Source organism: Peribacillus sp. TH14, assembly GCF_016651145.1.
In the GTDB taxonomy this organism is placed as follows: Bacteria; Bacillota; Bacilli; order Bacillales; family DSM-1321; genus Peribacillus; species Peribacillus butanolivorans.
On the sequence record NZ_JAEKEK010000001.1, the window covers coordinates 560,326 to 574,452 of the forward strand.

Consider the following 14,127-nt stretch of genomic DNA (forward strand, 5'->3'; position numbering starts at 1 on the left):
TTTTACGTTCTTTTTATTTTCATCATTAACAAATAAGCGATGCAAAGAAAGATCAGCCAAGGAACACCGAACTGGAGAACGATTTTAAATGGACCAGTGAACCAAGTCGATACCGTCAAAGCAAACAGCAGAAATGCACCTAGTATCGTTAAATATGGAAAGCCATACATTTTCACCGGCAACTTCCGCCCTCCAGATTTTTCCCAATTCCTTCTAAAATACAAATGTGAGATAAACACCATAAACCAGGTGAAAATAGCTCCGAACATCGAAATCCCCATCATGAACGCATATGAAGTATCCGGAAGCAGAACTTTTACACCAGCAGCTAGAAAAATGCCCAGTGTAGAGATGAGTAGGGCACGTAATGGAACACCTTTTCGGCTCACCTTTTGAAATAATGCAGGAGCCTGCTTTTGCTCGGATAATGAAAATATCATTCTTGTAGAAGCATATAACTGGCTATTCATCGCAGATAGAGCGGCTGTTAGCACAATAAAATTCATTATTCCTGATGCTCCTGGAATATTCAAAATTTCCATTACCTTTACAAATGGGCTTTTATCGATTCCAGCAGATTGCCATGGTACAATCATCAACATAAGACCGATTGTCAGTACATAAAAAGTAGCAAGTCTGAAAACAGTTGCCTTTAAAGCTTTGGGCACGGCAATATCGGGGTCTTTTGCTTCTCCCGCTGTCACTGCAATTAATTCCGTCCCTAAAAAGCTGAAGAGAGAAATAAATATTGCAACCCAAAGCCCCCAAAACCCGAATGGCATAAACCCTCCGTCATTGACATAATTCTCTACCCCAATACCACTTGAGGGTTCGGCGCCAATCACCACGTATGCTCCAAGTAAAATAAAAATAACAATAGCGCTAATTTTAATCATTGAAAATACATATTCAAAATTTCCGAATGTATTGACACTCGTTGCATTTACATAGATAAGCAGTGCAGCAAAAAGAAAAATCCACACACTTCCAGCTACATCAGGGAACCAATATTTCATGTACACGGCGATTGCACTCACTTCGACTCCAATAGCAAGGACATTCGCTATCCAATATGAATATCGCACAACAAAGCCTGCAAATGGACTGATATATTTTTCAGCAATCGTTCCAAATGACCCTGATGTTGGATAGGCTACAGTCATTTCTGCCAAACAGCCCATCAATAGGAGGACAATGAATGCACCTGCTGCATAGCTGATTAATACACTTGGGCCTGCGGTCGAAATCGCAAGGCCGCTGCCCAAAAATAAACCGGTACCAATTGCACAACCCATGGCAATCATTGTGATTTGATTTGACGATAACTTACGATGCAACTTATTTTTCTCCATACGGTTCTCCCATCCTAGGCAATGATTCCCCGTTTATTTTCATAGTTTTCATATAACCTTCCGTCCATGATTTTTTTAAGGACCTGTACCGTTTCAAAGACTTCCTGAAAAGAGGTATAAAGAGCAACAGGTGCTAGTCGGATCATATTAGGTTCACGGTAATCGGGTATGATAGCCTCTTTTTTCAATGCTTTACATATTCTTGCCGCTTCCTTATGTTCAAGGATGATATGACCGCCCCTTTTTGATTCATCCCTTGGGCTACCAATTTTAAATCCGTAATCAGTAAGTTCCGAGTCGATTAAATCCATTAGATATTTCGTCAGCCTCAAAGATTTTGACCGAACCTGCTCTATTCCCACTTCTGCAAACATTTCAAGTGAACCTAAAAGAGGGGCCATGCTTAATATATGGGGAGTTCCAATTTGAAAAGCACCTGCAGAATTTGCCTGGGTAAAGGAATGTTCCATATCGAACTGCTTATCCTTCCTCGATCCAAACCAGCCTGCCAATCCCGGCTTCCTGTCAAAATGCTTACGGTTCACATACAACCCAGCTACACAACCTGGCCCACCATTCAAATGCTTATAATTACACCAAAATGCAAAATCCACTTCCCACTTGTCAAACCAATGCGGAACAGCACCTATAGAATGACAGCCATCGAACCCAATAATGATCCCACGTGCATGGGCTTCCTTGGTTAACCTTTCAATATCAAGGATCTGACCGCTCCGATACAAGACCGTCGCCAGTACAATCAAGGCTATTTCCTCGTTCATCGCTGCAATGATGTCATCTTCCTTAAGGAATTTCCCATCTCGGCTTTTCACCTGAACTAAATGTGTCGCAGGATTAAGTCCATGTAATAGCAGCTGGCTTTGGAGCGCATAAATATCACTGGGAAACGTTAGCTCATCCGCCATGATTTTGTTCCTACCAGCTTTCGGTTCAAAAAAAGTTGCCGCAAGCTGATGTAAATTAGCTGTCGTTGACCCGCTCATTATCACTTCATCCCCTGCAGCCCCTACCAATTGGGCACTCAATTCTCCCAATCTCTCAGAAAAGTAAAACCAAGGCTCAGCGCCCTCCGTCCACCCATTTATCCCAAACCTTTTCCAGTCTTCCAATGACCTCATTAAGCTTTTTTCCGCCCGCTTCGATAAAAGTCCCAATGAGTTCCCATCCAAATAAATCATTCCGGGATTCAAATAGAATTCCTCTCTGTATGAAACTAAGGCATCTTGCTGATCCAAAGTTCTCGCATACTCTTTCGTAGACATAAAATTTTTTATATCCATGTTGTCCGTCCTTTCTTCCTATCCACTATATTTCACTTGTAAATCCCTACTCCCTCCCAGGCCAACCTTATCATTCTGTTAGGATCTTTTTCAATATAATCCTTTTTATCAAAAATCATAGTGTAGTGGTTGTTTTCATCATATTTCGGCCAGATTTCCCCTTCTGCGGGATTTGGGTTTCCATATTTCGCAAAGTTAACCCAATGACCTTGAATCCTTTGGGAAACCTTAAGCGCTGCTGTCTTGGATCCATAAGAAGTAATCCGTTTGCCCAATGCCGAGTCGAATGTCTGGAAGGCAAATAGAATTTCCATTCCATGGGTCGCCCCTAATTTGCTTAAACGCAGTGCCGGCGTTTTATAATCAAAACGATACATCCACGTTTTTTCAAAACGACTGTACGCCTCCGCATACCAAACGGAAGGAATATGGAAAGTCGCATCGCGGCCAATGCCAAGCGCCGCTTCCTTTTTAGGGAAGTTCATATAAGCATTCGTAATTCGCTCTTTCGCCTCTGGATCAGTATTTTCGAACATTTTATGAATCATCTCTTCATTAGTTGGGATTAAAGGGGGATCCATTTGTTCAAATAATGTCGCTTCGTCTCTATTTGTTCCTATAAGCAAGGGTATCCCCTTGGCTTTTCCGGACCGAATCGAATCTAGTGGATAATCAGGCAGGAAGTCACCATCAACGACAGGTCCAAAAGATAGGGAACCAGGCATAGCTTGTGAGTTTTCCTGTAAGAGTTGGTAAGAGGCGGCGACAATTTCTTGAACTGGAAGTGTTTTTAATCGATGGATTTCATTCTTGCCAATTCCCAAGATATCCAGGAATTTTTCACTGAATTGTCGTGCAAATGCTTTTCCGTAAACAGATGTTGGAGCAGAACTTTCTGCAATAGCCTGTTTAAAAAGACCTCTCGCTGAAGGTACAGTAAGTAAGGTTGTTACGGCATTTCCTCCAGCTGATTCGCCAAATATCGTAACATTCTCAGGGTCGCCGCCAAAGGCTTCAATATTCTCTTTCACCCATTTCAAAGAAGCCACTTGATCACGTAAGCCTAAGTTGGTTTCAAATGTTTCTCCATCATCTGTCAACTCAGTAAAATCCAAATATCCAAGTGCACCTAACCTATAGTTGATGCTTACTACGACTACGTCTCCATTCTTAGCCAACAAATGTCCATTGTACATATCAATAGATCCAGCTCCCGTTATATATGCCCCACCAGGAATCCATACCATGACCGGGCGCTTCTTATCATCAGCTCTTGGTGACCAAATATTCAGGAACAAGCAATCCTCATCCATTTTTTCATTGCCAGCCATTCCTGTTCTTACAGCCCGATCCATCGGCTGTGGAGGAACAGCACCAAAATCCACTGCATCCAAGACACCGCTCCATTTTTCAACTGGCTCCGGCGAGTGGAAACGCAAAGCATCAATTGGCGCTTTCGCATACCTGACTCCACGCCAAACGCATACATCGTTTTCCATAGTACCTTGAAGATGTCCTTTTGCCGTCGTTACGATTGATCCAATCATACACTCTCACCTCTTCTTATATTTATAGATACTTAAGTTCTTCTTTTTCCATTCCCTTATATCCTTCATCTTTATCGAAAAAAGATTTATAAGGCTATTTCAACCAAAAATAATTCAAATAAATGTTCTACTCATAGTCAACTTCATATTCCGGTGTTCCAATCATCCTTAAGGATTAGAAACGCAATTGTGTGGACATTCCTATTAGTGGGCATACGACCACGAATATTACTCCAGCCAAAATTATTAGTGGACAACCACTGTTCATGGATAAGACTTTTAACCAAATATTATAAACAAGTTAAATCAGTTATCCACTCATATAACGATAGATGAAAATGGACAAATCTATTCAAAATGATGATTCCCCTGATGTGAAATTTATTAAATCAAAACAAAAAAAGACCAATTCAGGTCTTTTTTGTTGATCGAGGCAAAATATTTAGGTGAGCATAGTAATGATGCTTAATAAAGACCCTCCTCGAACGGACAGCTGTTTTGCAGCAAATTTTAATTGCTGATCATCGAGCTGATCCAATAGCGGTTTTAATTCAAGCAGTTCTTTTTCCAGTTCTTTGATATCTGATGATATCTTGTCCACTTTCACGAGCACCTGCCCAGAAACCACAGTGGTTTTTGACCAGACATGTAACCGTTCCTTAATTTCAGTCAATGGCATATTTTGTTCTTTGTACCGATTAATCATTTGAAGACGATTGAGAGCATCTTCTGTATAATATCGATATCTTGACCCATTTTTTTCATAGTTCAGCATTCCTAATTGTGTGTAATAGTCGATGGTTCTCTTCGAAACATTCGCAAGTTCAGCAAGCTGGCCAATCCGATATATATTCACCCAGATAGTCACCTTCTTTTAAAATCTACTGTTAACGTTACTATAACATAACAATCCAAAAAGGTGACTTCGAGGATGAAACTATTAGACTACTTTATCCGAATTAACATACAACTGCTTCTTGGCAAAATAAAGGGCATCTTCCTTCGATTTAAAAAAATGTTGTTTTTCTATTTTATGGTATAATCCAGTGCTGATCAGCAATTCCTTTGGTTGCTGCTGAATTCCAGAAATGATTAATTTCCCCTTATATTTTCCTAAACGATTAACAATAGCCAGAAGTGCAGCCTCTGCAGACGTATCCATATATGTTACCCTCCGCATACTTAATACCAAAACTTTCGTTTTATTATCCAAGTTTGCTAAAATGGATGACTCCAGGACATCAATCGAACCAAAGAATAATGGCCCCTCCAAAATATACACATTGATCTTTGAATCCAAATTATCGCTTGGAACAATTTCATGATGAACTTCATGATTTCTTTCTCTAATTTTTAATGTGTGGCTCATTTTTTTAATAAAGGTGGCAAATGCAATCAATAAGCCAATTCCGACTCCCATGATTAAATCAGTGAAAACAGTAACAAGAAAGGTAACTAGCAAAACGACCGAATCTGCTGTTTTCGTTTTTAAAACATGAGCGAATTCCTTTCTTTCACTCATATTCCATGCAACAAACATCAAAATGGGTGCCATGCTTGCCAAAGGTATATGCGCTGCATATGGAGAAAGTACAAGCAAAACCAACAAAACGACAATTCCGTGAATGATTCCGGACATTGGAGAGACTGCACCACTTTTGATATTGGTAGCCGTCCTGGCAATAGCACCTGTAGCCGGTATCCCCCCAAAGAATGGAGTAGCAATGTTTGCAATCCCTTGTCCAACCAATTCCTTATTACTATCATGTTTGGAACCGCCCATATTATCTGCCACGGTAGCGGATAACAAAGACTCAACGCCTCCTAATAAGGCAATCGTAAAAGCAACGGGAAGAAGTGTGATAATGATTTCCATTGAAAGCTCTGGCACTTTAAATTCAGGAAATCCTCTTGGAATCGCTCCATACGTAGAACCGATTGTAGCAACCTTATTGGGAAATAAATAGTAGGCTGCTATTGTGGAAATGAGTAGACCCAGTAGCGGTCCTGGCACTCGTGGCAGAATCCTCGGTGAAAGCAAGATAACGATAAAACATATAGCCGCAACACTCACACTATAAACATTAATCGTATCTGCTTTAACCACCAGTTCCCTCATGTTGTCCATAAACGTTTCATGTTTTTCCACCCTCATACCGAAGAAGCTGGCGATCTGCCCAGAAAAGATAATTATCGCAATTCCTGTTGTAAACCCAATGATGACAGGGCGGGGAATGAACTTCATCAAATTACCTAATTTAAGAAGTCCCATCACAACTAGTATCAATCCAGCTAAAAATCCCGCAATTAGCAGACTATCATATCCATATTGCATAACAATACCAAATAACAAAGGCACAAAAGCTCCAGTCGGTCCACCAATTTGATACTTGGATCCTCCCAAAATGGAAATGAGGATTCCAGCGATGATCGTAGTATATAACCCGTATATTGGCTCAACTCCTGACGCAATTGCAAAAGCTAATCCCAAAGGAATGGCAACAATACCTACAACCAATCCTGCCGTAACGTCTTTTTGAAAACCTCTCATGTTATATCCTTGGAATCTCGTATCTTTTATCATTCTCTTCATTTTCACATCCTTAGTTGTTTTTAAGATTGAACTCTACAATTATCGGAATATATTCTTGCTTTTTAGAGGAGTTACTCGTTCAAATACGTATAATTGTATACGCTAAGTAAATATATAGAGGGAACGTAACTTCTTCCAACGGACATATTTTCTGTTTACAACAAACATGCGAGGGGCAAATAAAACCGAAGAAATAATCGTCATCTGTATTCTCCTTTGTAAAGTTATTTGACATGGTTATCAACTACGGTTCAACATTATACAGTAAAACGTAGAACTGTACATTACTAGCAAAGTTAACATTTGTTTACATATTTTTACGTTTATATTACAAACTGGGACGATACGTCCAGACTAGTTATTTTGAAGCCGGAAGTAATGACTACTATGCAGGGAATTGGAATGTTCGACTAATTGCCTATTCTTCGGCATATATTAAATTGATTTATCCAATAGAGAGATATTTTCCGTTTGAACGGAATAAGTCTGATTATCTGTAACTCTAGGGATACTGATTGTTGGGTTAATTCACAAAATGAGCTACGGATGCCCGTATCATTTGTTTAGGCAAGTTCAAATGTAGCCGAAATACTATTTTAATTGCCTTCCTCAACATATATCTTATTGGAATGCTCATTTTCCAGGAAAAGGAATCTGAACATTCCAATCCATTGAGACCATCTATGCATAAGTTGCCCATACAAAAACCCGTCCTCAATAAAGAGAGGACGGGTTTAAGGTATTATATATTTCTAATGCTTTTTACACTTACTCTACTACCGGAAGCCAACCTTTTATATTAATCAACTTCTCCCAAAGTGGATCTGGAATGACAAGTTCATCCTGATCTTTCTTGGAAAGAGTCGTACGTATTTCAATTTCTTTTCCTGCCCTGATTTTTTCAATCCAATGCGGTTCCATAAGCAGTTCTCGACCGAGGGCGATAAATGGCACGCCGGTTTCCATAGCTTCTGCTACTTCCTCCGGTGTGTGCAGAGAGCCTACACCGACTATCGGGATACGATTACCAACCTTTTCATGAATTTTAACGATTCGGGATTTTGTCCTATCACTCTCACGGAATGAACCATTCCAGAAATGACCTACCGATATATGCAGATAATCTAAGTTTTGATTAGCTAGTCTATCGACGAACTGGAGCGTGTCATTCAAAGTGATTCCAGGATTGCTGCCTTCTTCAGGAGAAATGCGGTAGCCGATAATAAATGGCTTTTTCGCATGCTCAGCCACTGTTTTTTCCACTTCGTTTACAAGGGTAAGCGGAAAAATCAATCGTTTTCCTAGAGTTCCTCCCCATTTATCTGTACGACGGTTCGAGTGTGGTGAAAAGAATTGTTGAAGCAAATACGTATTGGCCCCATGAATTTCTACGCCATCAAATCCTGCTTCGATGGCTCTTCTAGTCGCTTCTCCAAATGCCATAATAACGTCCTGAATTTCGTTTTCCGACATTTCCCGTGGTACCGGTGCATCTTGTTTGGAAGCAATCGCACTCGCGGAAACAGGTTGGTTATCAGGTACTAATTCGGGTGGACTTTGCCGACCACCATGATATATTTGTAAAATTGCTTTTGACCCTTTAGCTTGAATCGTCTCAGCCAATTTTCTCAAAGAAGGGATAAATAAATCGTCATCTACACTAAATTGACCTGGAAACCCTTTTCCTCCAGCTATTACATAAGCACAAGCCGTAATCACCGCACCAACACCTGCCGAGCGTTCCGCATAATAAGCCAGTTCATCTTCGGTTATAAAGCCATGATCATCCGAAGAATAAGTTGTCATCGGAGCCATCATGATACGGTTTTTCACTTCTACCCCTGAAGAAAATTTATATGGTTGAAAGATCTTTTCGTATTTTTGATTCATACCATTCTCCCCTTTTTTTCTTAATGGTGGTGATGCCCGTGAGGTTCTTTCGAAGGATTAGTAATTTCAAAACCTTCTTCCGGAACGTAAAAATATTTAATCCATACCCCATCAAGAAATTCCTCACGTGAATCAAGCAAAATATCTATATCTTTATCTGTTTTGACAATTTCATCATGTTCTGTCGGCGTATCAAGTTTCATCTCATAGTGAGCATGATCACCATGCATATGCGTGATATATACTCGAATCATTTTGCCTTCGGCTTCTTCACTGCTCAACATATTTTGTAAAACTTTTGCTGCATTACGGTTAATTTTGCATTTCATATCCATTCCTCCAACATAAATATTATCTATGTACTAAAATTCTACCCAATTAAAGGATATCTGTAACATCCATTTATACTCTTCTTCCAAGACCGTGTCTATTTAAATGCTTATCAACGGTCAGCAGGAAAAACGATGCCAATTTGCTTTCTTGCTTCATCCATGATTTCTATAGTCAATAGTGAATTCGCGAATGAATTTTTATCCGATTCTATTTTACCCTGATGAATCAATTCAACAAACTCTTTAACTTCATAATACATGGAAGGCATGTCCTGCTTAACCGAAATACTTTCCCTAGAACCATCCCGATAATGGATATCCACTGCTTCGGGTCCGGAAATCTTATTAATGAGAATGCTGCCATGTTCGCCTTGTATTTCGGATGGCTGGTTGGATTCCGTAATTTTCGAATACATTACGACCGCTTCCATTTCGTCATAGGAAAGTAATATGGTTCCCTGTCCATCTGCCCCTGATTCAAGCAATGTTCCTGTTGCCTGAATCTTATTTGGTTTACCGAACAGTACAACAAGTGGGTAAATGACGTAAATCCCTAAATCCATTAATGCGCCGCTTGAAAATTCCGGATTGAACGCATTCAAAACTGTGCCCTTTTTATACGCGTCATAGCGTGATGAATATTGACAATAGCTTCCTGAAAATCGCCGTATGGTACCTATTTTACTAATATTTTTCTCGATACTTTCAAAGTTAGGCATTACTGTTGATTTCATTGCTTCCATTAATAGCACTTCATTTTTTTGGGCAGCGTCAATCATCTTCTTAACTTCCATTGCATTCGAAGCTAATGGTTTTTCACATAACACATGCTTTTTATTATCTAAAAATAACACTGCCTGCCTGCTGTGATGAGAGTTAGGACTTGCAATATATACAGCATCAATCTCATCGCTTGCGGCCATTTCCTCTAAATTTGTAAATATCGTAGAAACTCCATATTTTCCGGCAAATTCCTTAGCCTTCTCTTCTGTACGTGAATAAACAGCGGTTAAAGAAAACTCCTCCACAAGCTTTGCTGCCTCTAAAAATCGCTCAGTGATCCAGTTTGTTCCTATTACTCCTAAACGTATCAACATCATATCCCCTTTCAAGCTAACTTATTATGTCCTCAATATACAGACAATTCACTAAAAAACAAAGGAAAATGACGACCAACGACGGTTTAAATTGGATTTTTCAGGTAATTTTCCTTTATAATCTTTCTATATTACTACTGCCATGATGTTTCTACATACTGCCTATTCGGGAAAGAAAACTAAAAAGGAGCGTGTGAAGTTTATGACAGATTTAATGAAAAATAAAGTCGCAATAATTACGGGTGGCGGATCAGGAATTGGCCGTGGAGCTGCACTAAAGCTAGCTGAAAACGGTGCAAATATTGTCTTTTTTGATCGGACAGTTGAAAATGCCGAAAAGGTGAAGGAAGAAGTAGAATCCCTTGGTAGAGAGGCTTTAATCGTCAAAACCGATGTTTCTAAAGCCGATCAAGTTGAAAAGGCATACCAGGTAGCCTTTGACCATTTCGGGAAAATTGATTTCGTATTCGCCAACGCAGGCATCAACGGTGTGATAGCCCCCATCGAAGACATAAAGCCAGAGGACTGGGATCAAACACATACCATCAACCTAAAGGGTACCTTCCTCACTGTCAAATACGCCATTCCATATATGAAGGAAACAGGTGGCAGCATCGTCATCAACAGCTCCATCAATGGAAACCGATTTTTCAAGAATTTTGGTTTTTCCGCCTACAGCTCATCAAAAGCTGGTCAAGTTGCTTTCGGTAAAATGGCGGCACTCGAATTGGCAAAATATAAAATCCGAGTCAACATCATTTGTCCCGGCTCCATCGATACGAACATTCACGACAACACTTTCCCAGAAGATGAAAACTTAAAAAAAATCAGAATCCCAATTGAATACCCGGAAGGTTCACAGCCCCTTGCAAAAAAAGCCGGCACTACCGAGCAAGCAGGGGACCTTGTCTTGTTCCTAGCTTCAGCTATGTCCTCCCATGTAACAGGCACGGAAGTTTATATTGACGGAGCGGAATCACTGTTATAAGAATTGAAAAAAGCAGCCCTGATTTTTATCAGGAGTACTTTCTAAACAAGGTAAAAAGCTGAAACCCTATAAAAGGGATTCAGCTTTTTATTTTTATTTTTATGCTAATCCCTTTAACCCACGGCGGGCAAGAACTAGATAAGCCAACATGGCGATGGCATGACAACTTACCATCACAATACCCATCGGAAGGGGTGAATCACCTGAACCTAGACCCACTAGGGGAGCCATTAGTGACCCTAATATAAAAGGGAGCAGTCCAATTAAGGCCGAGGCACTGCCTGCTGTTTTTTTCTGATTCTGCATCGATAAAGAAAAACTTGTTGTACCGACAATTCCAACGCTAGAAACGGAGAAGAATAAAGCTATCAAGATTCCTGCTAACCCAATTTCGAGAAGGATAGATGAAAGAAGTAGGATCCCTCCAAATAATGCAAGACATAATCCTATTTGAAGGAGTTTTTCCTCTTTTACCTTACCTGCCAGCCTTCCAGTCACTTGAGAGGCAATAATGATACCCATTCCGTTTGTTGCAAAAATAAGACTGAACGTTTGGGGAGAGACACCAAAGATATTTTGGAGAACAAAAGGCGAACCGGAAATGTACGCAAACATTGCGGCACTTACGAATCCTTGTGAAAAAGCATAGCCCATAAATACACGGTCTTTTAATAAATTCCCAAAAGTTCGGAGTGTATCGGTTACCCCTCCCGCACTTCTATGATTAGGAGATAATGTTTCCTTTACACCGAAAAATGCTGCGGCAACCATAAGCACACTTAATACACAAATGACTATGAAAACTCCCCGCCAAGATGTGAACTGTAACAGCTGACCTCCAAAAACTGGAGCCAAAATCGGCGCAGCTCCATTTACCAGCATTAACATGGAGAAGAATTTTGTCAAATCCGTTCCTGAAAAAAGGTCACGAACAATGGCCCTGGAAATGACAATTCCTCCTGCTCCTGCGATACCTTGAATAAAACGTAATAATAAAAGCAATTCAATGGATGGAGCAAAAGCACATAACAGAGATGAAACGCAATAAATAGATAGTGAAATGATTAACGGTACCCGTCTTCCTTTTGCATCACTTAGTGGTCCTAGATAAATCTGCCCTAACGCCAATCCTAATAAACAGGCTGTCAAACTAAGCTGGGCTAAAGACGTACTGCTGTTTAGATCTTCAGCAAGCGTAGGCAGACCTGGTAAATACATATCAAGTGACAATGGTCCAATCGCTGCAAAGGAACCAAGCATAAGAGCCATCAACAGCCTTTTGGATTTAGTCATTTCGTTACCTGATGAAATTGTTTCTTTCAATTCAATCATTACTACCCCTATCCCTTTTAACAAGTTGTTTTTTCTAAAAAATACGTGATCTTCTTTATTTTACAAAAAATCCAGTCAATTTACGATAAGTATGCTTTCCTTAAGTTAAAGATAATCCGAGTAATTCTATTTAGCACTCTTTTAAAATGATAAAGAGGGGATTCAAATTGCTTTGCACCATATTAACCTGTACACAGCAGTCTATCAATATTAAGGTGTATGACGAGAAGTCATCTAAAGTTTATGAGAAAGAAGGAGAACTAACCTTATCCACCACAAATAATGAATTAAAAATCACACGTGATTTTAGTAGAGGGATAGAAATTGACGGTTTAGAGACAGGAGGACTTTAATAAAAAAGGCATTATGGTTGATATTTCACTCTCAAAAAAGGACCCCATTTTTTTTGGAGTCCTTTTTTCACATGTCATTTTCATAATACTACTAAATTACGAGGAGTATCACCTGCTAAGCCATCCATCAAGTTTTGTGCAGCAAGGCTTGCCATTTTCAATCTTGTCGCAATGCTGGCACTCCCGATATGCGGTAACGTAACCACATTTGGCAATGTTAGCAGCGGATGATCCAATGAAACTGGTTCTTCTTCAAATACATCTAATCCTGCCGCCCAAATTACTCGGTTTTTCAACGCCTGATATAACGCCTTTTCATCAACAATCCCACCTCTTGCCGTATTTATGAGTACAGCCGTCTCTTTCATTAAATCCAGCTGATCTGCGCCAATCATATAAGTGGTTTCCGGAGTAAGCGGTAACATTACACAGACAAAATCCGAAACTTGGAGCAATTTTTCAAGGGGCTGATATTCAATTCCTAATTCTTTTTCCTGTTCATATTTACGGCTTCGATTAAAATAAACTAGATCCATATCAAAGCCCTTAGCTCTTTTAGCCAGTGCCTCACCAATCCTCCCTAACCCGATGATTCCCATCGTTGCACCGTGTACATCCTGCCCGGTCAGCTGCATAGGTGACCACGTTTCCCATTGTCCACTCTTTAAATAATCTTCTGCTTCTATCAGCCTTCTTGCCGTTGCAAGCAGCAAGCCAAAGGTTAAATCGGCTGTTGTTTCCGTTAAAACCCCCGGCGTGTTCGTGACCATGATGCCTCTTTTTATTGCACTATGTATATCAATATTGTTATAACCAACCGCCATATTGGCAATGATTTTTAGATTAACCGCCTTTTCAATCAGCGCCTCATCTATTTGTTCCGTCAACAAACAAAGCAGCCCATCAATTTCTTCTATTTCTTTTTCAAGCACATCTCTAGGAACCGGTATATCCTCTTGTTCCCACATCGTGACACGATAATTCCCTCTCAGCCTATTAACTATTTGTTCTGGCAATTTCCTTGTAATATAAATCTTAGGTTTCAAACTAGTCCCTCCTATACACTTTCTATTTTCTATAGAACGCTTTCTCTCAACATACATTACATCTTCAGTTTTAGTTATAAAATATACATGAATATGAAACCTCAACAGCCAAAATTAATTATAAGAATATTGGCTCAATTATTGAGATGCTTATTCAATTTTAAAATAAACAAGATAAATAAACCATCCATTACCAGTTATTTTCTCTATTAAAATCTTTTTCATTTAGAAGTTTCCGCTTGACAGTTTCATTTCATTCATCTCATCATAGATTAATAACCCTTTATATATACTTG

Annotated in this window: 12 protein-coding genes; 2 read left to right on the forward strand and 10 right to left on the reverse strand. The window is 39.7% G+C overall.

Annotated elements, in window-relative coordinates:
• Nucleotides 1-2 precede the first annotated feature (2 nt).
• The 8 genes from JFU50_RS02855 to JFU50_RS02890 form a co-directional block, all read right to left on the reverse strand.
• Entirely contained in the window at nt 3-1,352 is a 1,350-nt protein-coding gene (locus JFU50_RS02855; RefSeq protein ID WP_056530831.1) for an amino acid permease, read from the reverse strand.
• A gap of 14 nt (nt 1,353-1,366) precedes the next feature.
• Nucleotides 1,367-2,653: a kynureninase gene (kynU, locus tag JFU50_RS02860; RefSeq protein ID WP_242489020.1), complete on the reverse strand. Its 1,287-nt coding sequence runs from the start codon at nt 2,651-2,653 to the stop codon at nt 1,367-1,369.
• 32 nt (nt 2,654-2,685) lie between these two features.
• A complete protein-coding gene (locus JFU50_RS02865; protein ID WP_201221624.1) occupies nt 2,686-4,200 on the reverse strand; it encodes a carboxylesterase/lipase family protein in 1,515 nt (504 codons plus the stop codon).
• 442 nt (nt 4,201-4,642) lie between these two features.
• On the reverse strand, nt 4,643-5,056 hold the full coding sequence (locus JFU50_RS02870; RefSeq protein WP_309558773.1) for a MerR family transcriptional regulator: 414 nt from the start codon (nt 5,054-5,056) through the stop codon (nt 4,643-4,645).
• An 84-nt stretch (nt 5,057-5,140) separates the two neighbouring features.
• Nucleotides 5,141-6,784, reverse strand: a complete 1,644-nt coding sequence (locus JFU50_RS02875; protein ID WP_201224998.1) for a SulP family inorganic anion transporter — start codon at nt 6,782-6,784, stop codon at nt 5,141-5,143.
• 777 nt (nt 6,785-7,561) lie between these two features.
• Nucleotides 7,562-8,683: an NADH-dependent flavin oxidoreductase gene (locus JFU50_RS02880; protein WP_201221625.1), complete on the reverse strand. Its 1,122-nt coding sequence runs from the start codon at nt 8,681-8,683 to the stop codon at nt 7,562-7,564.
• Between the two features lie 20 nt (nt 8,684-8,703).
• A complete protein-coding gene (locus JFU50_RS02885; protein ID WP_053345048.1) occupies nt 8,704-9,012 on the reverse strand; it encodes a heme biosynthesis protein HemY in 309 nt (102 codons plus the stop codon).
• A gap of 113 nt (nt 9,013-9,125) precedes the next feature.
• Complete coding sequence (locus JFU50_RS02890; protein WP_201221627.1) at nt 9,126-10,109, reverse strand: Gfo/Idh/MocA family protein; 984 nt, start codon at nt 10,107-10,109, stop codon at nt 9,126-9,128.
• Nucleotides 10,110-10,326: 217 nt separating this feature from the next.
• Here JFU50_RS02890 and JFU50_RS02895 point away from each other — a divergent pair, with 217 nt between their 5' ends.
• Nucleotides 10,327-11,100 (forward strand): SDR family oxidoreductase, encoded by a 774-nt coding sequence (locus tag JFU50_RS02895; RefSeq protein ID WP_242489021.1) that lies wholly within the window; start codon nt 10,327-10,329, stop codon nt 11,098-11,100.
• Nucleotides 11,101-11,199: 99 nt separating this feature from the next.
• Here the strand turns inward: JFU50_RS02895 and JFU50_RS02900 are convergent, their stop codons facing one another.
• Nucleotides 11,200-12,432 carry a multidrug effflux MFS transporter gene (locus JFU50_RS02900; RefSeq protein WP_201181763.1) on the reverse strand — a complete coding sequence of 411 codons (1,233 nt, stop codon included), beginning with the start codon at nt 12,430-12,432 and terminating at the stop codon, nt 11,200-11,202.
• Nucleotides 12,433-12,599: 167 nt separating this feature from the next.
• Between JFU50_RS02900 and JFU50_RS02905 the strand changes: the two genes are divergently transcribed.
• Nucleotides 12,600-12,785: a hypothetical protein gene (locus JFU50_RS02905; RefSeq protein ID WP_201221629.1), complete on the forward strand. Its 186-nt coding sequence runs from the start codon at nt 12,600-12,602 to the stop codon at nt 12,783-12,785.
• 80 nt (nt 12,786-12,865) lie between these two features.
• Here the strand turns inward: JFU50_RS02905 and JFU50_RS02910 are convergent, their stop codons facing one another.
• Nucleotides 12,866-13,831, reverse strand: a complete 966-nt coding sequence (locus tag JFU50_RS02910; protein ID WP_201221631.1) for a 2-hydroxyacid dehydrogenase — start codon at nt 13,829-13,831, stop codon at nt 12,866-12,868.
• Nucleotides 13,832-14,127: the final 296 nt, after the last annotated feature.

What these genes read in the sequence shown, in the direction of transcription:
- JFU50_RS02855 (WP_056530831.1), bottom strand. Translation starts at nt 1,352, where the DNA reads ATGGAGAAAAATAAGTTGCATCGTAAGTTATCGTCAAATCAAATCACA.
- kynU (WP_242489020.1), bottom strand. Translation starts at nt 2,653, where the DNA reads ATGGATATAAAAAATTTTATGTCTACGAAAGAGTATGCGAGAACTTTG.
- JFU50_RS02865 (WP_201221624.1), bottom strand. Translation starts at nt 4,200, where the DNA reads ATGATTGGATCAATCGTAACGACGGCAAAAGGACATCTTCAAGGTACT.
- JFU50_RS02875 (WP_201224998.1), bottom strand. Translation starts at nt 6,784, where the DNA reads ATGATAAAAGATACGAGATTCCAAGGATATAACATGAGAGGTTTTCAA.
- JFU50_RS02880 (WP_201221625.1), bottom strand. Translation starts at nt 8,683, where the DNA reads ATGAATCAAAAATACGAAAAGATCTTTCAACCATATAAATTTTCTTCA.
- JFU50_RS02885 (WP_053345048.1), bottom strand. Translation starts at nt 9,012, where the DNA reads ATGAAATGCAAAATTAACCGTAATGCAGCAAAAGTTTTACAAAATATG.
- JFU50_RS02895 (WP_242489021.1), top strand. Translation starts at nt 10,327, where the DNA reads ATGAAAAATAAAGTCGCAATAATTACGGGTGGCGGATCAGGAATTGGC.
- JFU50_RS02900 (WP_201181763.1), bottom strand. Translation starts at nt 12,432, where the DNA reads ATGATTGAATTGAAAGAAACAATTTCATCAGGTAACGAAATGACTAAA.